Annotated in this window: 17 protein-coding genes; 9 read left to right on the top strand and 8 right to left on the bottom strand. The window is 69.4% G+C overall.

The genetic code is table 11. The features are described 5' to 3' along the window. Positions 1 to 49 precede the first annotated feature (49 nt). Genes C8N38_RS05930 through C8N38_RS05910 form a run of 5 tightly spaced genes read right to left on the bottom strand, consistent with a single transcriptional unit; the run spans position 50 to position 2,533 of the window. The gene (locus C8N38_RS05930) at positions 50 to 412 is read right to left on the bottom strand and encodes a lysozyme inhibitor LprI family protein (protein WP_215731091.1); all 363 of its coding nucleotides are present in this window, start codon (positions 410 to 412) and stop codon (positions 50 to 52) included. Then, positions 409 to 1,059 (bottom strand): hypothetical protein, encoded by a 651-nt coding sequence (locus C8N38_RS05925; protein ID WP_108024872.1) that lies wholly within the window; start codon positions 1,057 to 1,059, stop codon positions 409 to 411. The genes C8N38_RS05930 and C8N38_RS05925 overlap by 4 nt, the downstream gene beginning before the upstream one ends. Before the next feature lie 42 nt (positions 1,060 to 1,101). Next, complete coding sequence (locus C8N38_RS05920) at positions 1,102 to 1,407, bottom strand: urease subunit beta (protein WP_108024870.1); 306 nt, start codon at positions 1,405 to 1,407, stop codon at positions 1,102 to 1,104. Positions 1,408 to 1,416: 9 nt separating this feature from the next. Continuing rightward, positions 1,417 to 1,719 (bottom strand): urease subunit gamma, encoded by a 303-nt coding sequence (locus tag C8N38_RS05915; protein ID WP_108024868.1) that lies wholly within the window; start codon positions 1,717 to 1,719, stop codon positions 1,417 to 1,419. Position 1,720: 1 nt separating this feature from the next. Further along, positions 1,721 to 2,533, bottom strand: a complete 813-nt coding sequence (locus C8N38_RS05910; RefSeq protein WP_245895532.1) for an urease accessory protein UreD — start codon at positions 2,531 to 2,533, stop codon at positions 1,721 to 1,723. Positions 2,534 to 2,991: 458 nt separating this feature from the next. On the opposite strand from C8N38_RS05910, the gene urtA reads away from it, so the two are divergent. The 8 genes from urtA to C8N38_RS05870 all read left to right on the top strand — a co-directional run bounded on the left by urtA (position 2,992) and on the right by C8N38_RS05870 (position 13,921). After that, positions 2,992 to 4,269, top strand: coding sequence for an urea ABC transporter substrate-binding protein (gene urtA / locus C8N38_RS05905; RefSeq protein ID WP_108024864.1), 1,278 nt, complete (start codon positions 2,992 to 2,994; stop codon positions 4,267 to 4,269). Between the two features lie 54 nt (positions 4,270 to 4,323). Further along, positions 4,324 to 6,333, top strand: coding sequence for an urea ABC transporter permease subunit UrtB (gene urtB / locus C8N38_RS05900; protein WP_108024862.1), 2,010 nt, complete (start codon positions 4,324 to 4,326; stop codon positions 6,331 to 6,333). 4 nt (positions 6,334 to 6,337) lie between these two features. Further along, positions 6,338 to 6,820, top strand: a complete 483-nt coding sequence (locus C8N38_RS05895; RefSeq protein ID WP_108024860.1) for a GNAT family N-acetyltransferase — start codon at positions 6,338 to 6,340, stop codon at positions 6,818 to 6,820. Then, positions 6,817 to 8,049: an urea ABC transporter permease subunit UrtC gene (urtC, locus tag C8N38_RS05890; protein ID WP_108025092.1), complete on the top strand. Its 1,233-nt coding sequence runs from the start codon at positions 6,817 to 6,819 to the stop codon at positions 8,047 to 8,049. The genes C8N38_RS05895 and urtC overlap by 4 nt, the downstream gene beginning before the upstream one ends. Further along, entirely contained in the window at positions 8,046 to 8,786 is a 741-nt protein-coding gene (urtD, locus tag C8N38_RS05885; RefSeq protein ID WP_108024858.1) for an urea ABC transporter ATP-binding protein UrtD, read from the top strand. The genes urtC and urtD overlap by 4 nt, the downstream gene beginning before the upstream one ends. A 3-nt stretch (positions 8,787 to 8,789) precedes the next feature. After that, complete coding sequence (gene urtE, locus C8N38_RS05880; RefSeq protein WP_108024856.1) at positions 8,790 to 9,485, top strand: urea ABC transporter ATP-binding subunit UrtE; 696 nt, start codon at positions 8,790 to 8,792, stop codon at positions 9,483 to 9,485. 100 nt (positions 9,486 to 9,585) lie between these two features. Beyond that, positions 9,586 to 9,768: a hypothetical protein gene (locus C8N38_RS05875; RefSeq protein WP_108024854.1), complete on the top strand. Its 183-nt coding sequence runs from the start codon at positions 9,586 to 9,588 to the stop codon at positions 9,766 to 9,768. A gap of 394 nt (positions 9,769 to 10,162) precedes the next feature. Further along, on the top strand, positions 10,163 to 13,921 hold the full coding sequence (locus C8N38_RS05870; protein WP_158272308.1) for a sensor domain-containing protein: 3,759 nt from the start codon (positions 10,163 to 10,165) through the stop codon (positions 13,919 to 13,921). Positions 13,922 to 14,114: 193 nt separating this feature from the next. On the opposite strand, the gene C8N38_RS05865 is transcribed toward C8N38_RS05870, so the two are convergent. From C8N38_RS05865 to C8N38_RS05855, 3 genes are all read right to left on the bottom strand, one after another. Next, positions 14,115 to 15,242 (bottom strand): iron-containing alcohol dehydrogenase, encoded by a 1,128-nt coding sequence (locus C8N38_RS05865; protein ID WP_108024851.1) that lies wholly within the window; start codon positions 15,240 to 15,242, stop codon positions 14,115 to 14,117. A 2-nt stretch (positions 15,243 to 15,244) separates the two neighbouring features. Continuing rightward, positions 15,245 to 16,729, bottom strand: coding sequence for a glycerol kinase GlpK (gene glpK / locus C8N38_RS05860; RefSeq protein ID WP_108024849.1), 1,485 nt, complete (start codon positions 16,727 to 16,729; stop codon positions 15,245 to 15,247). 94 nt (positions 16,730 to 16,823) lie between these two features. Further along, positions 16,824 to 17,426, bottom strand: a complete 603-nt coding sequence (locus C8N38_RS05855) for a TetR family transcriptional regulator (protein WP_108024847.1) — start codon at positions 17,424 to 17,426, stop codon at positions 16,824 to 16,826. 186 nt (positions 17,427 to 17,612) lie between these two features. Here C8N38_RS05855 and C8N38_RS05850 point away from each other — a divergent pair, with 186 nt between their 5' ends. Then, entirely contained in the window at positions 17,613 to 18,839 is a 1,227-nt protein-coding gene (locus C8N38_RS05850) for an efflux RND transporter periplasmic adaptor subunit (RefSeq protein WP_108024845.1), read from the top strand. The last annotated feature ends 4 nt before the right edge of the window (positions 18,840 to 18,843 follow it).

The following is an 18,843-nucleotide window of genomic DNA, read 5'->3' as shown; positions in this document are numbered from 1 at the left end:
TCCCCGGCGCGGGCGCCGCATCGCGTCGCGCGCCGGAGAGGGGCTTCGGTCATAGCGGCAACAAGCCGCGCAGGTCGGCCGTCCGCTGTTCGGTCAGGCGACGAAGACACTCGGCATGAACCAGCGGCTGGATGCTGCCGCCCTGATACTGCCCTGCTTCAACAGCGCAGGCGGCATCGCGAAAGGCGATCCACTTGCGTTGCGCATCAAGCAGCATCCCGTCGCCGCCCCAGTTGGCGGCCGCCGCCCGGGCCGCAGGCCAAACCGCGTTCAGCTGGGCGTCCGCGTTGCGATAGGCCGAGGCAGCACAGTCGTTCATCTCGATCTGGGTATTGCCCGGACAGGCGGCGCGCGCCAGACCGGGCAGCGCCGCGGCGATCAGCAGGACCGCCGCCGCAGCACGGGCCGTCACGCCCCGCCCTCGGGCGCCTTGCCACCCGACGGTGGCGCGGGCGGCGCCGACGGCTTGCGGCGGGCCCGCCCGGAGGCCGCCGGACGCGCGGATCGCGCCGACGGGGCCTTGCGGGCCGCGGCCGATGCGGGCTTCGGGTCAGGCTGGCCGGCCGGTGCCGCGGCTTTCGGCGCGGATGCGGCGGCAGCCGGGGCGGGCGCGGCCTCGGGTGTCGCCCCGAGTGTCGTCTCGGGGGGCGCGGACGGCTCCGACACGGCCTCGGGCTGGGCGCGGGCGAAGGCCGTCACGGCGGCGCGTTCGGCAGGCTGCGGCGCCGGTTCGGGTGCAGGCTTGGCCGCAGCCGCCTCTGCCGGTGCGACCTCTGCCGATGCGGCCTTTGCCGAGGCCGTCGCGGCCGACACGGCCGCGGGGGCGGTTTCGGAGGCCACCCCGGCATCGAGCGGCATTTCCTCGAGGCTGTCGGACTCGCTCAGGCCCGAATCTGCGGTCAGCGGGTCGAACCCGCCCGCCCGCATCATCAACACCCACGGATTGGCCCGCAGCATCATGTCGGTGGCGGCCTGAACAAGGCGCATCTGCTGATCGAACATCACAGTCGCCGCCAGGAACGGATTGGCGGCGGAAAAGGCCGGGGATGTGAACGTCATCGCGTCTCTTCCTTCTGATGGGGCGGTCGATGCGGGCGCGTCTCAGAGGGCGCCCATCACCTTCTGATTGAAGCCGAAGATGCGCCGCTGTCCCGAGATCGGGATCAGCCGCACCTCGCGGCGCTGGCCGGGCTCGAACCGGACCGCGGTGCCCGCGGCGATGTCGAGCCGCATGCCCCGCGCGGCGTCCCGGTCGAAGTCGAGCGCGGGGTTGGTCTCGGCGAAATGATAGTGGCTGCCGACCTGGACCGGCCGGTCGCCGGTATTCGCCACCATCAGGGTGAGCGACTCGCGGCCGTCATTCAAGGTCAGGCTGCCTTCGGCGGGAAAAAGCTCTCCGGGGATCATAGGCGCACCTCAGCGGATCGGGTTGTGGACGGTGACAAGCTTGGTGCCATCGGGGAAGGTCGCCTCGACCTGCACCTCGTGGATCATCTCGGCCACGCCCTCCATGCATTGATCCCGGGTCACGACCTGGGCCCCCGCCTCCATCATGTCGGCGACCGACCGGCCGTCGCGGGCCCCTTCGACCACGGCATCGGTGATCAGGGCGATCGCCTCGGGATGGTTCAGCCTGACGCCGCGCGCCAGGCGCTTGCGCGCGACCTCGGCGGCCATGGCGATCAGAAGCTTGTCTTTTTCGCGGGGGGTCAGTTGCATGTCAGGTCATCCATGATCTTGGCAGGGCTTCGGTCAGGCGCGTCAGCACCGGGATCAGCACCTTGCGCAAGTGGTAACTGTCGGGCGCCAGCAGACGCAATGCCAATACGTCCTCGGCCAGCAGGCTGGCGCCGCCGGTTGCGGGCAGAAGGGTGCGGATCGGCGCCAGATGCGCCGCCGCCTCGGGCGCGACCAGAACGAGGCTGGCCAGCGCCCCGGCCCCGGCCGCAACCGCCGGGCGGGCCAGCTGAGCGGCCACGTCACCCTCGAAGCGCAGCGCGTCGAGATAAACCGGCTCTCCCGCCCGCCGGATCTCGATCCGGTCGCGGAAGCGCGCGGCACGCAGGGTCTCGCCCATCGCGGCACGGCCGAAGACCAGCGGCTCGACCAGCAGAAGCCGGGCGCCGGGGGCAAGATCGACGACAAGGCTCCGGTCCAGACGGCAGCCCTCGAACAGGATCGTTTCCTGCGGCAGCCAGTCGAGCCGCGCGCCCGGCGCCACCCTCAGCCGGTTCGCGACCTGCCCGGTCTCGCCCGGCTGGGCGCGATAGGCGCGCTCGGCCGCCTGGGTGGTGACGCGCAGATGGCTGCCCGCCCCGGCCTCGAGCGTGCAGCAAAACCGGTCGCCGCCGGTGATCCCGCCCGCCGTGTTGACCAGCACCGCGTCAAGCGGCGTGCCGCCCGGCAAGGGCGCCGCGCGGGGAAACACCGCCTTGAAGGCGCCGCTTTGCCGGAGCCCGGCCAGGACCGATCCGCGCGGGCCGGGCTTGGACGACAGCCGCACCTCGCCCTGGGCGCGCGGCTGACGCAGCACGCAAGCCCGAGGGGCCGGCGCGAGGCCCGCCGCCGATGAGGCGTGAAAAGCGATGTCCCTGCCCCTTCCCGAAGCCTGCATCCTGTCCGCCCTGTTTTTCCCGCATCCCCGCCCGCTCTGCACGGATTTTCGGCGCGAACCAAGGAGTCGGACAACGTTAAGCCTATAATTTAACCACCTCACTCCATAGAGCCCTTTTCTTGGGCTCTTACCCGGGTCCGCCGGGGAATTCTCCGCCCGGTCACGGGCTCGCGATTGCGAGTCTGCCTGCCCACGGAAAACCTTCGCTCGCCCACACCGGCGACCGGGGTCGATCGAGGCGGGTGTGCGGCGGCCTGGGGGACGGACAGACCGAAGGCGCCGCGCGGGACGCAACAACAGAGGTGGCGATCAGGCCAGAGCCGCCCGCGCGTCAGGCGCAGGGCCGGGCGCGGGCCGGGGACGTCCGGAGGTAGACCATGACATCCATGAAGAAAATCCTGCTTGGCGCGGTCGCGGCCAGCGCGATCTCGCTGCCCGCCTGGGCCCAGGACACGATCAAGGTGGGCGTGCTGCATTCGCTGTCGGGGACGATGGCGATCTCGGAAACGACGCTGAAGGACACGGTCCTGATGATGATCGACGAACAGAACGCCAAGGGCGGGCTGCTCGGCAAACAGCTTGAGGCGGTCGTGGTCGACCCGGCCTCGGACTGGCCGCTTTTCGCCGAAAAGGCGCGCGAGCTGCTGACCGTGCAGGATGTCGACGTGATCTTCGGCTGCTGGACCTCGGTCAGCCGCAAATCGGTGCTGCCAGTGATCGAAGAACTGAACGGGCTGCTGTTCTATCCGGTGCAGTACGAGGGCGAGGAAAGCTCGAAGAACGTCTTCTATACCGGCGCCGCGCCGAACCAGCAGGCGATCCCGGCGACCGACTATTTCCTCGACGAGCTCGGGGTCGAGAAATTCGCGCTTCTGGGCACCGACTATGTCTATCCGCGCACCACGAACAACATCCTGCAGGCCTATCTGAAATCGAAGGGCATCGCGGAAAGCGACATCTTCATCAACTACACCCCCTTCGGCCATTCCGACTGGTCGAAGATCGTGTCGGACGTCAAGGCGCTGGGCGCCGACGGCAAGAAGGTGGGCGTGATCTCGACCATCAATGGCGATGCCAATATCGGCTTCTACAAGGAACTGGCGGCCCAGGGCATCTCGGCCGAGGACATTCCGGTGGTGGCCTTCTCGGTCGGCGAAGAGGAACTGTCGGGCCTCGACACCTCGAACCTGGTCGGCCACCTCGCCGCCTGGAACTATTTCGAATCCGCCGAGTCGCCTGAAAACGAGGCCTTCGTGGCCAAGTGGAAGGAACGCATGGGTCAGGACCGGGTGACCAACGACCCGATGGAAGCAACCTATATCGGCTTCAACATGTGGGTCGACGCGGTCGAGGCGGCCGGCACCACCGATGTCGACGCGGTGTCGGACGCGATGATCGGGCAGACCTATCCCAACCTCACCGGCTCGACCGCCGAGATGCTGCCGAACCACCACCTGACCAAACCGGTGCTGATCGGAGAAATCCGCGCCGACGGCCAGTTCGACATCATCAGCGAAACCGATCCGGTGCCGGGCGACGCCTGGACCGATTACCTGCCGGAATCCGCCGTCCTGACCTCGGACTGGAAGGACCTCGACTGCGGCATGTACAACACCGAAACCAAGACCTGCGTGCAGATCAAGTCGAACTACTGATCCGCACCGGGGGCGGGCCTGTCCGCCCCCCTTCCTTTCCGAGCAGGGTCCCCCATGCGCCTATTCTCCGTCCTTTACGCCTGCCTTGTGGTGGTCACGGTGGTTTTCGCGGGTCTGGCCGCGGGGCCCGCGCTGGCGCAGTCGGGCCCGGTCGATGCCGCCCAGGACCAGACCAGCCAGATCCAGAGCATTCTTCAGGAAAACCGCGAGCTTATCGAGAAAAGCTCGCGCAAGACCATAGGACCCGCCATCGCGGCGCTGCGCGACAGCGGCCTGCCCGCCGCCCAGAGCGTGCTGGAGAAATGGCAGGACAAGGCGCTTTACCAGCGCAAGTCCGACGGGCTGTTCTTTTTCGCCGACCCTGCGGGCGGCGGCACTCTTCGACTGATCGACATCGCGACCGGCGAGGCGGCGGGCGAGGTAGCGCGGGACGAGGTCGACCAGCTCAAACCCAACAGCGGCGTCCGCGGGCTGATCGGCGCGGCGCTGGTGCAGTTCCAGCTGTCCGACCCCGACCCGGCCCGGCGCGCGGCGGCGCTCGATGCCATCGCGCGCGATGCCGAACCCGACCATCTGGAGGCGCTGCGCGGCGCCATCGCGACCGAGACCGACCCGGGGCTCAAGGCCCGCAAACAGCGGCTCGAACGGCTGCTGACCATCGCCTACGCCCCCGACGCGGCCGACCGGATCGCCGCCATCGACAGCTTCGCGGGCGATCTGGGCGTCGACGTGCGCGCCGCGCTGAACCCGCTGGTCGCCACCACCCGCGCGGTCGCCCCCGGCGCGCCGCCCGAGGGCGAGAACGTCGCCCGCCGCCTGACCCCCGGCAGCGACGCCCTGCCCGAGGCCGAGGCCTACCGCCTGCTGGTCGCGGCCGGTCTGGCCCGCCCCCGCATCAGCCCCGCCGACAAGCGCAACGCACTGGCGACCCATGTCGAGAACGGCGCGGTCGCGGGCACGCCCCTGGCCGAGTTGAACAGCGACGAGGCCCGCGACCGCGCCTATGCGGCCCTTGCCGCGCAGGGCCTCGTGCCGCCCACCGCCACCGCCGAAGAGGTGCAGGCGGCCCTTGACGCCCACAGCTTCTACGACCGCTATGCCGAACCCGACCCGTCGGTCACCGCGGCCGCCGAGGACGCGCTGGACGCCATCGCCTTCAAGGTGGGGGTGAACCAGGCGGCGGATCTGTCGCTCGACGCGCTGTCGCTGGCCTCGATCTACTTCCTTGCCGCCATCGGGCTGGCCATCACCTTCGGGGTGATGGGGGTCATCAACATGGCCCATGGCGAATTCATCATGATGGGCGCCTATACCGGCTATGTCGTCCAGCAGATCGTGCCGAACTACACGGTCTCGATCCTGATCGCGCTGCCGCTGGCCTTCGCCGTCACTTTCGCGGCCGGGGTCGCGATGGAACGGCTGGTGATCCGCTGGCTCTACAACCGGCCGCTTGAGACGCTGCTGGCGACCTTCGGCATCTCGATCGCGCTGCAGCAGCTGGCCAAGAACATCTTCGGCACCCAGGCCCGGCCGCTGACCTCGCCCTCCTGGCTCGACGGCGCGCTGCAACTCAACGACGTGGTCTCGATCAGCTATATCCGGATCGCGATCTTCGTGCTGGCGCTTCTGTTCCTCGCGCTCTTCGTCTTCATCATGCGCAGGACCCGGCTGGGGCTCGAGGTGCGTGCAGTGACCCAGAACCCGCGCATGGCGGCCTCGATGGGGATCAATCCCGACCGCATCAACATGCTGACCTTCGGGCTGGGGTCGGGCATCGCGGGCGTCGCGGGCGTGGCGATCGGGCTTTATGCCAAGGTCACCTCGGAACTGGGGCAGGACTACATCGTGCAAAGCTTCATGACCGTCGTGGTGGGCGGCGTCGGTAATATCTGGGGCACCCTGCTGGGCGCCACGCTGATCGGCTTCCTGCAAAAGGGCATCGAGTGGCTGAACCCCAGCAACACGCTCGCGGCCCAGACCTACATGATCCTCTTCATCATCCTCTTCATCCAGGTCCGGCCGCGGGGCATCATCGCGCTGCGGGGCCGCGCGGCAGGAGACTGACACCATGGCCCTTCGCATCGCTCTGGCAGACCTGTCCGATCCGGCGATCCGCAGCCTTCTGGCCACCCATGCCGCCTTTTGCGAATCCACGAGCCCGCCCGAAAGCTGTCACTTCCTCCCGGTCGCGGCGCTCGACGTGCCCGAGGTGGCGGTCTGGGCCGCCTGGGACGGCCCCGATCTTGCCGGCATCGGCGCGCTGAAGGCGCTGTCGCCCGCGGCGGGCGAGATCAAGTCGATGCACACCGCCGCCGCCCACCGTGGGCAAGGGGTCGGCGCGGCGCTGCTGGCAGCGATCCAGACCGAGGCCAGCCGCCGGGGCTATCGCGCGCTCTGGCTGGAAACCGGCGCGACCGAGCCCTTCGCGGCGGCCCGCGCGCTTTACGAACGGCAGGGTTTCGAGCCCTGCGAGCCGTTCGGCGCCTACCGGATCGACCCGCACAGCGCCTATTACACCAAGATCCTCGCGCCGCAGGAGGCATGCCCGTGAAAGACAGCCTGTTTGCCCGAAACCCTTCGGTGCTGATCTTCCTCGGCGTGCTTGCGCTTTTCGTGGCCGCCGTCACGGTCCTTGGCGAGGGCGTCGGCCTGGGCCTGATCTCGACCAGCTTCGTCAAGACGCTGGGCAAGACGCTGTGCCTGTGCCTGATCGCCATCGCGATGGATCTGGTCTGGGGCTATACCGGCATCCTGTCGCTGGGCCATTTCGCCTTCTTCGGGCTTGGCGGCTACATGATCGGCATGTGGCTGATGTATGCCCGGACCGAGACCATCGTCGCGGCCTCGCTGGCCCAGGCCGAGATCCCGCCGACGCCGCAGGAAATCCGCGACGCCATCGGCACCCAGATCTTCGGCGTGGTCGGCGGGTCGGACTTCCCGGCGATCTGGGCCTTCTCCCATTCGCTGCCGTTGCAACTGGCCCTTGTGGTGCTGGTGCCGGGCCTTCTGGCGCTGGTCTTCGGCTGGCTCGCCTTCCGAAGCCGCGTGACCGGCGTCTATCTGTCGATCCTGACCCAGGCGATGACGCTGGCCCTGTCGCTGTATCTGTTCCAGAACGACAGCGGGCTGCGGGGCAATAACGGGTTGTCGGGGCTGCAGAACATCCCCGGCGCCGCGGACGTGCCGCAATCGCTGCTGTCGATCTGGTTCTTCTGGGGCTCGGCCGCCGCGCTGGCGCTGGGCTACGTGATCGCGGCCTTCGTGGTGTCGGGCAAGTTCGGCTCGGTGATCCGGGGCATCCGCGACGACGAGGCCCGGGTGCGGTTCCTCGGCTATTCGGTCGAGGCCTACAAGCTCTTCGTCTTCACCCTGACGGCGGTGATCGCGGGCATCGCGGGCGCGCTCTACTATCCCCAGGCGGGCATCATCAACCCTGCCGAAATGGCGCCCATCGCCTCGATCTATCTGGCGGTCTGGGTCGCCATCGGCGGGCGCGGGCGGCTTTATGGCGCCGTGATCGGCGCGGGCGTCGTGTCGCTTCTGTCGACCTGGTTCACCGGCGGACAGGTGCCCGACCTGCCGCTGGGGATCTACACGATCAAATGGGTCGACTGGTGGCAGGTGCTGCTGGGGCTCGGCTTCGTTCTGGTCACGCTGTTCGCGCCGAAGGGCATCGGCGGGCTTTTCGACCTGATCTCGGGCCGCCGCGCGCCCGCGCGCCATGGCGCCGATCTCGGCCCCGATACCGGGTCGTTCCGCGAGAAGGAGGCCGATCAATGACAGCCCTTCTCGAGGTCTCGGGCGTCTCGGTCACCTTCGACGGGTTCCGCGCCATCAACAACCTCTCGTTCGAGATCGGTCCTGCAGAGCTGCGTGCCATCATCGGGCCGAACGGCGCTGGCAAGACCACCTTCATGGACATCGTCACCGGCAAGACCCGCCCCGATAGCGGCCGGGTGCTCTGGGGCGAACGCTCGGTCTCGCTCCTGAAGATGAGCGAAAGCCAGATCGCGCGCGAGGGCGTGGGCCGCAAGTTCCAGCGCCCCACCGTGTTCGAGGACCAGTCGGTTTTCGACAACCTGCTGATGGCGCTGAAGAAGGACCGCGCGCCCTGGAAGGTGCTGGCCTATCGCCAGAGCGCCGAGGACCGCGCCCGGGTGGCCGAACTGGCCGACGAGATCGGCCTTGGCGACCAGCTTTACCGCAAGTCGGGCGAGCTGAGCCACGGCCAGAAGCAATGGCTGGAAATCGGCATGCTGCTGGCGCAGGAGCCGCGCCTGCTGCTGGTCGACGAGCCCGCCGCCGGCATGACCCTGGCCGAGCGCGAGCACACCACCGACCTTCTGAAGGAGGCCGCGAAGACCCGTGCCGTGGTGGTCGTCGAACATGACATGGAATTCGTGCGGCGGCTCGACTGCAAGGTGACGGTGCTGCACGAGGGATCGGTGCTAGCCGAGGGCAGTCTCGACCATGTCACGAAGAACCGGCAGGTGATCGATGTCTATCTGGGGCGCTGAGCGATGCTGAAAACAACCGGCCTGACCCTGCATTACGGCGGCTCGCAGATCCTGCACGGCGTCGATATCGAGGCCCGCGCGGGCGAGGTGACCTGCGTCATGGGCACCAATGGCGTGGGCAAGACCAGCCTGCTCAAGGCGATTTCGGGCACCCACCCCCGCTCGGGCGGCGAGATCGAGCTGGACGGCGCCGCCGTCGGCCGGGTCCCGGCCCAGGGCATGGCCCATCGCGGCGTGGGCTACGTGCCGCAGGGGCGGATGATCTTTCCGCTGCTGACCGTGCGCGAGAATCTGGAAACCGGATTCGCTTGCCTGCCCCGCCCCGACCGCGTCGTGCCGGACGAGATCTATGAACTCTTCCCGGTGCTCAGGGACATGGCGCACCGGCGCGGCGGCGATCTGTCGGGCGGCCAGCAACAGCAACTGGCCATCGCCCGGGCGATGATCACCAAGCCCAAGCTTCTGTTGCTGGACGAACCGACCGAGGGCATCCAGCCCAACATCATCCAGCAGATCGGCCGGGTGATCGACTATTTGCGCGACCAGGGCCGGATGGCCATCGTGCTGGTCGAACAGTATTTCGAATTCGCCTATGCCCTCGCCGACCGGTTCTACGTGATGGAACGCGGCGCGGTCACGCTGTCGGGCTCCAAGGCCGAGCTGGCAAAGGACCGCCTGATCCGCGCCGTCTCGGTCTGACCGGGGCAGGACCGCACCGAAAACGCCGCGCCCCTGCCCTAATTTCGCCCCGAGTCCCGCCTTCTCTGAGCCCATTGCGGCAGATGAATGGGAAACGGGAATGCTGGGTCTGGTCTTGGTCGGAATGGCCGTCGGGTATGCCTGCGCGGGTCTGGCCCTTGTGCTGACGCAGTCCTGGCTGATGGCGCTGGCAACCCTCTCGCTGACCGGAACGATCGCGGTGCTGACCGTGGCAGCCCGTCTGTGGATCTCTGCCGAGAGCCCGGCCGCGGTCGCAGGCTGACGTTTTTTCTGGCGCGGGCCGACCGGATCGGGGCCATACGGGCGTCCTGTCGCCGCCGTGCCGATATCGACGGTCCCGGACCCGTTCCGGGCCGCAACGGCTGGCTGTCCGCCCCTCCAGCGCCCTGGCTACCCCCATATCGAGGACTCCCCGGGCTGCGGAGCGCCCCCCCCCGAAGCCGACCGAAAAACGTTTCGAATGCGACCGAAGCGGGACCGTTAAGGGTCTTGTTAGGGGTTCGCTTCGTAGACCGTATCCGAGGCCACCCGAGGCCCGGATTCCGGAACGGCGTATGGATTCGACCAGTAACTCGTTTCACCGGTTGTTTGGAAATGCCGCAACCCCTGCGCTCCTGCTCGTTCCGGACGGGCGTGTTCTGGCGGGGAACCCGGCGATGGCGCGGGCGCTTGGCCTGCCGCACCGGCCGCTCGACGCGGTCCCGGATGACGGGCTGCTGGACGGGCTGCTCAGCGCGAAGGATGCGGCACGCTTCTCCGAAGCCTGCAGGGCGCTGCAGCGGCCCGGCACCGAACGGCTGCGGGCGCGCTTCGGGTTCCGGGCGGCCGACGGCACCGAACGGGTCTTCGACTGTTGCCTGCGCCCGGTGCCGAACGCCACCGGCGGGATCGAGGCCATCCTGCTTGAGACCGACGGCCCGGCCCTGCCCACGCTGACGGACGCGCGGCCGCCGCGCCCGGCGACCGGCGAGGGCATCTCCCCCGAGCGGCACGCCCGCATCCTTCAGATCGCCGCCGAAACCGCCGGGGTCGGCCAGTTCTATTTCGATCTCGAACGGCGGCAGATGTGGGCCAGCGACCCCTATTACCGGATGCTCGGCTTCGAGCCCGGGGCCTTCGCGCTCGACTCGGCCTGGGTGCGCGCCCGCATCCACCCCGCCGATCTCGATGCGGCAATCGCCGCCTTCGACGACCTCGTCAGCGGGAGCGTACCTCAGATCCGCCTGCGCTACCGGCTGCGCTGCCGCGACACGTCGTGGAAATGGGTCGAGGTGACCGCCAAGACCTACCGGGCCGAGGATCCGGGCGTGCCCGCCATGGTCTGCGGCAGCCTGATCGACATCACCGCGCACAAGGCCGCGGCGGCCGATCTGGCCGAGGCGCTGGCCGAAACCGAATCCGCGCGCGGGATGCTGCAGCGCACCGTGGCGCTGCACCGGGCCGCGACCGAAAGCGGCGGCATCGGCCCCTGGATGCTTGACCCCGAGACCCGGCTGGAAACCCGCAGCGACCACTTCTACCGCATCCTCGGTCTCGAGCGCAGCGACCTCGCCGACGCGCAGGACAGCTTTCTGAGCCTCGTGCATCCCGAGGACCGCGCCGCCGCCACCGCCGGGATCGACGACCTGATCGCCGGGCGACGCCAGAGCTATCAGGCCGATTTCCGGGTCCGCCACCGCGACGGCTCGTGGATCTGGTGCGAATCGAGCGCGCGCCCGGTGCGCACCGCGGGTCCGGGCCGCCCGCCGGTGATCTGCGGCAGCCTCAAGGACATCACCGCACGCAAACGCAACGAACAGCGTCTGGCCGAGGCGCTGGCCGAGGCCGAGGCCTCGCGCAATGCCGCCTGGGAACGTGAGGAGATGCTGCGCACCTCGGCCCGGTCGGGCGGGATCGGCCATTGGGCGGTCTGCCCGGCCGAACAGACCGGCTGGGCCCCGGCCGAAACCTACCGGCTTCTGAACTACGCGCCCTGGGCCTTTGCCTCGACCGTCGAGAACTGGCATGCGCTGGTCCATCCCGAGGACCGCCCGGGCGCCGTGGCGGCGTTCGACGACATGCTGGCGGGGCGGACCGACACGCTGGTTCACGATCACCGCAAGCGCCATGGCGACGGCAGCTATCACTGGTACCGGTCGGTGGCGCGCAAGATCGACCGCTCGGCCCGCGGGCTGGCCGATCTGATCGCGGGCGCGATGATCCTGATCGACGAGACCAAGGAGCGCGAGCGCATGCTGGCCGAGGCCGCCGCCAGCGCGCGCCAGGCCGGGGCGCTGCTGCAGACCCTGGCCGACAACCTGCCGGGCGCGCTTTACGAACGGCGGCAGGGGCCGGACGGGCGGATCTGGTTTCCCTATTTCAGCGCCCGCCTGCCCGATCTGATGGGCGTGACCCGGGCCGAAATCTCCGCCGATGGCGAATGCATCTATGCCCGCATCCATCCCGAGGACCGCGACCGCATCCGAAACCGGCGCCGCTCGCAGGATGCCGACAGGGACGAAAGCCGGTTCGAAGACCGGTTCCGGCTGCTCCATCCCCAGCGCGGCATGCGCTGGATCCTGGTTTCGGCGGTGCGCTTCCGGGCACCCGAGGGCACCGAAAGCTGGTTCGGCAACCTGATGGACGTCACCGACAACATGGAGGCCGAAAACCGCGCTGCCGATGCCGCCCGCGCGGTGCGCGACGCCCATGAGCGGCTGCGTTCCATCGCCGACAACACCCCCGGCGGGATCTTCGAATACCGCCTGCTGCCCGACGGGCGCAGCGAGTTCCTGTATACCAGCGGCCAGTTCGACGAGCTGGTCGATACGCCGGTGACCCGGGCCGGCCACGCCAGGACGATGGCCTTCGAGCAGATCGACCCCGAGGACCGCCCCGCCTTCATCGCCAGCATCCACGAAAGCGCCCGGCGGCTGACCGCCTGGCGTCGCCGGTTCCGGATCCGGACGGCCCGGAACGGCCAGCGCTGGCTGTCGGGCTCGGCCACGCCGCGGCGCGAACCCGACGGGTCGGTCTGCTTCACCGGTCTTCTGCTCGACGTGACCCGTGACGTGCAGCGCGAGAACGAACTGAAATCGGCGCATCTGCTGGCCGACAGGATGCGCCGCGAGAACGAGCATCAGGCGATGCATGACGGGCTGACCGGCCTGCCCAACCGCCGCGCCTACGACCAGCGGCTCGCCGCCCGCCTGCGCGCCGCCGCCGAAGGCCGTGGCCCGTGCGACGGGGTGCTGATCCGCATGGATCTGGACCATTTCAAGTATGTCAACGACACCCTGGGCCACGAGGCGGGCGACGAGGTGCTGATCCGTGTGGCCGAGGTGCTGCACTCGGCGCTGCGACCCATGGATTTCGCCGCGCGGATCGGCGGCGACGAATTCTCGATCCTGCTCGGGGCCGGGGTCACGCCCGCCCAGGCGCGCAACGCCGTCGAACGCATCCAGGCGCGGCTGGCCGCACCCCTGATGTATGGCGGGCGGCATTGCCGCTTCGGCGCGAGCTTCGGCATCGCCCATACCGAGGATCTGCGCGAGACCGGGGCCGAGCTGTCGCTGTTCGCCGATGCCGCGCTGTACCGCGCCAAGGAGGCGGGCCGGAACCGGATGGAATTCTTCACCTCCGACCTGCACCAGTCGATCCTGAACGACCGGCGCCTTGCGGCCGAGATCCAGGAGGGGCTCGAGCACGACGAGTTCGTGCCCTTCTTCCAGCCCCAGGTGTCGGCCGAGGACGGGCGGCTGGTGGGCGTCGAGACGCTGCTGCGCTGGCGCCATCCGGAAAAGGGACTGCTGGCCCCCGACGATTTCATGCATGTGGCCGAACAGCTGAGGATCGTGCCCGAGATCGACCGCATCATGATGCAGAAGGCGCGCGGCGCGCTCGATCGCTGGCAGGCGCAGGGGCTCCGGGTGCCCAAGATCAGCTTCAACGTCAGTTCCGGGCGGATGCATGACCCCGATCTGGTCTCGGGCGCGCTCGACATCGCCGCCACCGACACGCGGGTGACCTTCGAATTGCTGGAATCGATCCTCGTCGAAGAGGAAAGCGACGCCTTCCGCTTCCATCTCGACAAGATCCGCGAGGCCGGGATCGACATCGAGATCGACGATTTCGGCTCGGGCCATGCCTCGATCATCGGGGTGATGCAGATCCGCCCTTCGGCGCTGAAGATCGACCGGCGGATCGTCTCGCCCGCCGCGCGCGACCCGCAGGCCCGCAACCTGGTGCGCGCCATCGTCGAGATCGCCGAGACGCTGGGCATCGGCACCGTCGCCGAAGGGGTCGAGACCCAGGCCCATGCCGACATCCTGCGCGGCATCGGCTGCAACGTGCTGCAGGGCTACCTGTTCGCCCGCCCGCTGAGTGAGGCCGATCTGGTGGCCTACGCGCTCGATCAGACGCGCCAGACCGCCTGATCAGTCGACCCCCTGATCACCGGACGTGTCGTTCGCCGGACGTCCTGTTCGCAAGACTGCCCGGGCGACAGATTGGCGGACCGGCCAGACCCGACCGCCCCGCACCAGTCGCCCCGGACCAATCGGCCAGACGCAACCGGACCGAACAGACCGGCCCGAACAGACCGGCTTGCCCCGGCCGCCCCGGACCCGCTCAGGCCTCGGCCAGCACCGCGGCCAGCGTCGCCGCCGAAAGTGGCACCGGATTGCCCTTCATCGAGGACGAGCCCAGCGCCTCGGTCGCCACCGCCGCGCGGTCCATCTCTGGCAAGGGCGGCAGGCCCGAGGCCGCGATCCAGTCCGCGAACCGGTCCAGCGCCTCCGCGCCCTGCCCGCCGAAGGCCGCGCCGATCCAGTCCAGGACCCGCTCGATCCGGGCGAGGTCCCCCCCTGCCCCGGCCAGCGCCGCGCGGTTGGCGCGCAAGACCGGCACCAGCAAGCGGCCGCAGATCGCGCCATGGGCCGCCCCGGTCCGCCCGCCGATCACGCCCGCAAGCCCGTGCACCGCACCGAGCCCGGCATTGGCCAGCGCCAGCCCGCCGGTGAGGCTGACCCGCGCCATCGCCTCCCGCGCCGCCGGGTCCTCGGCCGCCATCAGCCGCGGCAGCGCCGCCAGCCCCTCGGGGATCGCGGCTGCGCACAGCGCATCGGTCAGGGGCGTCGCGCGGCAGGAAAGATAGGGCTCGATCACCTGCACGATGGCATCGAGCCCCGAGGCCAGCGTCACCGCCCGCGGGCAGCCGTCGGTCAGGGCCGGGTCGACCAGCGCCAAACGGGGCAGCATGCGGATATCGCGCAGGCTGACCTTGCGGCCCGCCGCAGGCACCCCGATGACCGCGTTGCGCGTGGCCTCGGCCCCGGTTCCGGCGGTGCTGGGCAACGCGGCGAACGGCAAGGGCGCGCGCGGCAGCGGCAGACCGGCACCCACCACCTCTAGATGGTCGATCACCGGCCGGTCCGAGGGCACCAGTGCCGCCAGCGCCTTGCCCAGATCGATGACCGCACCGCCGCCGACGGCCACCACCGCCTCGGGCGCGAAGGCCCGCGCCTCGGCCAGCGCCGCCTCCAGCCCCGGCAGATCGGGCTCGCCCCGGCTGCGGATCTGGCAGACCGTGGCGCCCGCCCCGACCAGATCGGCCGCGAGCCGGTCGGCAAAGGCCACCGACCCGCCGCGCACCAGCAGGATGCGCCGGCCCCAGCCCAGAAGCGCGGGCACCGCCTCGGCCGCCCGGCCCCGGCCGAAGACGATGCGCCCCGGCGCGGCGAAGTCGAAACCCGTCACGCTCAGACCGCCTGAACGGCCGCGACCGCGCGTTTCCAGCGGCCATAACGCGCCTCGCGCTCGTCGGCCTCCATGGCGGGGGTGAAGCTCCGGTCCAGCGCCCAGGTCTCGCCGAACTCGGCCATCGCCGGGTAAAGCCCCGCGCGCTGGCCCGCGAGCCAGGCCGCCCCCATCGCCGTCGTCTCCAGCACCTTCGGCCGGTCGACCGGGGCGCCCAGAATGTCGGCCAGGAACTGCATCGCCCAGTCCGACGCGCTCATGCCGCCATCGACACGCAGCGCGGTATCGCCCTCGGCCGACCAGTCGGCCCGCATCGCCTCCAGCAGGTCGCGGGTCTGGTAGCCGACCGATTCCAGCGCGGCCCGGGCGAATTCGGCAGGCCCCGAATTGCGGGTCAGCCCGAAGACCCCGCCCCGGCAGTCGGCGTTCCAGTAGGGCGCGCCAAGCCCCGTGAAGGCGGGCACCAGCACCAGATCCTGACCGGGATCGGCCCGTTCCGCGAGCCCCTGCGTCTCGGCCGCAGAGCGGATCACCTGCAGCCCGTCGCGCAGCCATTGCACCACCGCACCCGCGATGAAGATCGAGCCTTCCAGCGCATAGGTGCGCTTGCCGTCCATCTGATAGGCGATCGTGGTCAGCAGGCGGTTCTTCGAGGCGACCGGCGCATCGCCCGTGTTCAGGAGCGCGAAACAACCGGTGCCATAGGTCGATTTCAGCATGCCGGGCCGGAAGCAGGCCTGACCGATGGTCGCCGCCTGCTGGTCGCCCGCGATGCCCAGGATCGGGATCTCGCGGCCGAAAAGATCGGGCCGGGTCATGCCGAAATCGCTGGCGCAGTCCCGCACCTCGGGCAGCATCGCCATCGGGATGTCGAGCATCCGGCACATGTCCTCGGACCAGACGCCCTTGCGGATGTCGAACAGCATCGTCCGCGCGGCATTGGTGGCGTCGGTGACATGCACCTTGCCCCCGGTCAGACGCCAGACCAGCCAGCTGTCGACGGTGCCGAAGGCCAGTTCGCCCGCCTCGGCGCGCGCGCGGGCACCCTCGACAGTGTCGAGGATCCACTTGAGCTTGGTGGCCGAAAAGTAAGGGTCGAGCAGCAGCCCGGTGATCTCGGTCACCTGCGTCGCGCAGCCCTGCTCGCGCAGGTCCCGGCACAGATCGGCGGTGCGCCGGTCCTGCCAGACGATGGCATTGTGCACCGGGCGGCCGGTCGCACGGTCCCACACCAGCGTCGTCTCGCGCTGGTTGGTGATGCCGATGGCGGCGATATCCTCCGGACCCAGTCCGGCACGCTCGATCACCTCGCGGCTGGTCCCCGCGGTCGAGGTCCAGAGGTCGTCGGCATCGTGCTCGACCCAGCCGCTGGCCGGGTAATGCTGCTCGAATTCCTCCTGAGCGGTGGCGGTGACCGAAAGATCGGTGTCGAACAGGATCGCGCGGCTCGAGGTCGTGCCCTGATCGATGGCCAGGATATGCTTCATCGCGTTTGCCTCCTTGGGTCCTGCAATCGTTAACCAATTGCTATCGCCAAACCGGCAGGACAGGAAGAGACAGGAGAAACCCGGCGCCGCGCGCTCAGACGCGACCGTCCGCGCCCGAGAGGAAGACATCGACCGCAAGATCGATCCGGCCGCGAATGCTGTCGACATCGTCGGTCACGCCGCAGCCCTTGCACAGCAGGTCTTCCAGCGTGCAGGGCAGCGCCATGTCCAGCAGCAGTTCGGCCGCCTTCCCGGTATCGCTCAGCCGGATCTCGCCGCGCTCGACGGCGCGGTCGAGTTCCTTGCGGATCTCGCGGCGGAAGGTGCGCGGCCCCTCCTCCAGCAGCAATTCGACCAGATCGGAGTCACTGGTTGCCTCGGCAAGGGTCGCGCGCAAAAGCTCCAGCGGTGCCGCACAGATGCCGGGCGCCAGATCCGGTCCCAGCAGCCGACGCAGGCGATCCGGCAGCGGCAGCGCCAGATCCGGCGGATCGAGCGGCCGGACCACCCGGACCCGGAGCCGCCGCAGCACCCCCGCGAACAGCGCGGTCCGCCCGTCGAAGACCGCATAAAGCGTGCGCTTCGACATGCCGGCGGCGCCCGCCACCGCGGCCATCGTGGTGCCGGTCAGCCCCTGCTCCAGCAGCACCCGCTCGGCCGCATCCAGAATCACCGTCTCGCGTTCGAGAGCGGTCATCTGCAGCGGGCGGCCTCGCTTTGGTGCATCTTCGCATCGGTTCAAGACCACTGTCCCCGGATTAAGGTTCCTGTCATATCCGCATTGCAGTTTGATGTTGCAGAAATGCGCGGAAGCAAATACCGAAACTCGAAGGTTTTGTAAATCCGTCCGACCGAATTCCCCAGCCCCGAGAGGAGCTCCGCCATGCCGCGATCCTGTCCGCGACCCGTCCGGGCCGTCTTTCCCCTTCTTGCCGTGGTCCTGGCGCTCGGCGCCGCCGCGGCACAGGCGCAGGCACCCGGAGGCGGCGGCGACCGCCCGCCGCCGGCCGTGACCGTGGTGACGCTGCATGCCAGCGACGTCACGCTCCGGACCCGGCTTCCCGGACGCGTGGTGGCCTCGGGCGTGGCAGAGGTTCGCCCGCAGGTGGCGGGCATCATCATCGACCGATTGTTCGAGGAAGGCGCCGAGGTCGAGCTGGGCGACGCGCTTTATTCCATCGACCCGGCTTCCTACGAGGCGCAGGTCGCTGCGGCCAAGGCCTCGGTGGCCCAGGCCCAGGCCAATCTGAAGGCCGCCGAGAAGGACGCCAAGCGGGTCGAGGCGCTGCTCAATCGCAGTGTCGCCAGCGAACAGACCGTGGACGACGCGGTCGCCCAGCGCGACTCGGCGGCGGCCGCGCTGCAGGTGGCCGAGGCCCAGCTTCTGACCGCGCAGATCGATCTGGAACGGACCACGATCAAGGCGCCGCTGTCGGGCACGGTCGGCCGGTCGCTGACCACCCGGGGCTCGCTTGTGACCGCCGGTCAGTCCACCCCGCTGGCGGTGATCCGCACGCTCGACCCGGTCTATGTAGACGTGACGATGTCTGCGGCCGAACTGGTGCGCTGGCGCCGCGGCCATACCGAGGAGGCGCTGGCCGATGCCGATGTCTCGGTCCAGCTCAGCCTGCCCGATGGCAGCACCTATGAACATGAGGGCACGCTGACCGCGGCCGAACCCCATGTCGACGAACAGACCGGCGTGATCCTGCTCAGGATGAACTTCTCGAACCCCGAGGGGCTGCTGCTGCCCGGCATGTACGTGCAGGCCGAAATGCCCCAGGGCGTCGTGCCGAACGCGATCCTGGTGCCGCAGGAAGCCGTCGGCCGCGACACGCGCGGCCGTCCGACCGCGCTGGTCGTCACCGCCGACAACGTGGTCGAATCCCGTGTGCTGACCGTGCTGCGCGACAGCGGCACCGACTGGATCGTCACCGACGGCGTGGCCGATGGCGACCGGGTGATCGTCGCGGGGCTGCAGAAGGTCCAGCCCGGCGCGCCCGTGACCCCGCAGGAACGCGGCGCCCAGACGAACGGCGACGACGCCACCGGCGGCGGCGACAGCACCGGCGGCAACGGCCAGGGTGGCCAGCCGGCCCAAGGCAACTGATCGG

It is taken from the genome of Rhodovulum kholense, from assembly GCF_003053725.1.
Classification (GTDB): Bacteria; Pseudomonadota; Alphaproteobacteria; order Rhodobacterales; family Rhodobacteraceae; genus Rhodovulum; species Rhodovulum kholense.
This window is presented reverse-complemented; position numbering and strand designations above follow the sequence as displayed.

What these genes read in the sequence shown, in the direction of transcription:
- C8N38_RS05915 (WP_108024868.1), bottom strand. Translation starts at nt 1,719, where the DNA reads ATGCAACTGACCCCCCGCGAAAAAGACAAGCTTCTGATCGCCATGGCC.
- urtB (WP_108024862.1), top strand. Translation starts at nt 4,324, where the DNA reads ATGCGCCTATTCTCCGTCCTTTACGCCTGCCTTGTGGTGGTCACGGTG.
- C8N38_RS05925 (WP_108024872.1), bottom strand. Translation starts at nt 1,059, where the DNA reads ATGACGTTCACATCCCCGGCCTTTTCCGCCGCCAATCCGTTCCTGGCG.
- urtD (WP_108024858.1), top strand. Translation starts at nt 8,046, where the DNA reads ATGACAGCCCTTCTCGAGGTCTCGGGCGTCTCGGTCACCTTCGACGGG.
- urtE (WP_108024856.1), top strand. Translation starts at nt 8,790, where the DNA reads ATGCTGAAAACAACCGGCCTGACCCTGCATTACGGCGGCTCGCAGATC.
- urtA (WP_108024864.1), top strand. Translation starts at nt 2,992, where the DNA reads ATGACATCCATGAAGAAAATCCTGCTTGGCGCGGTCGCGGCCAGCGCG.
- C8N38_RS05870 (WP_158272308.1), top strand. Translation starts at nt 10,163, where the DNA reads ATGGCGCGGGCGCTTGGCCTGCCGCACCGGCCGCTCGACGCGGTCCCG.
- C8N38_RS05875 (WP_108024854.1), top strand. Translation starts at nt 9,586, where the DNA reads ATGCTGGGTCTGGTCTTGGTCGGAATGGCCGTCGGGTATGCCTGCGCG.
- glpK (WP_108024849.1), bottom strand. Translation starts at nt 16,729, where the DNA reads ATGAAGCATATCCTGGCCATCGATCAGGGCACGACCTCGAGCCGCGCG.
- C8N38_RS05920 (WP_108024870.1), bottom strand. Translation starts at nt 1,407, where the DNA reads ATGATCCCCGGAGAGCTTTTTCCCGCCGAAGGCAGCCTGACCTTGAAT.
- C8N38_RS05895 (WP_108024860.1), top strand. Translation starts at nt 6,338, where the DNA reads ATGGCCCTTCGCATCGCTCTGGCAGACCTGTCCGATCCGGCGATCCGC.
- C8N38_RS05855 (WP_108024847.1), bottom strand. Translation starts at nt 17,426, where the DNA reads ATGACCGCTCTCGAACGCGAGACGGTGATTCTGGATGCGGCCGAGCGG.
- C8N38_RS05850 (WP_108024845.1), top strand. Translation starts at nt 17,613, where the DNA reads ATGCCGCGATCCTGTCCGCGACCCGTCCGGGCCGTCTTTCCCCTTCTT.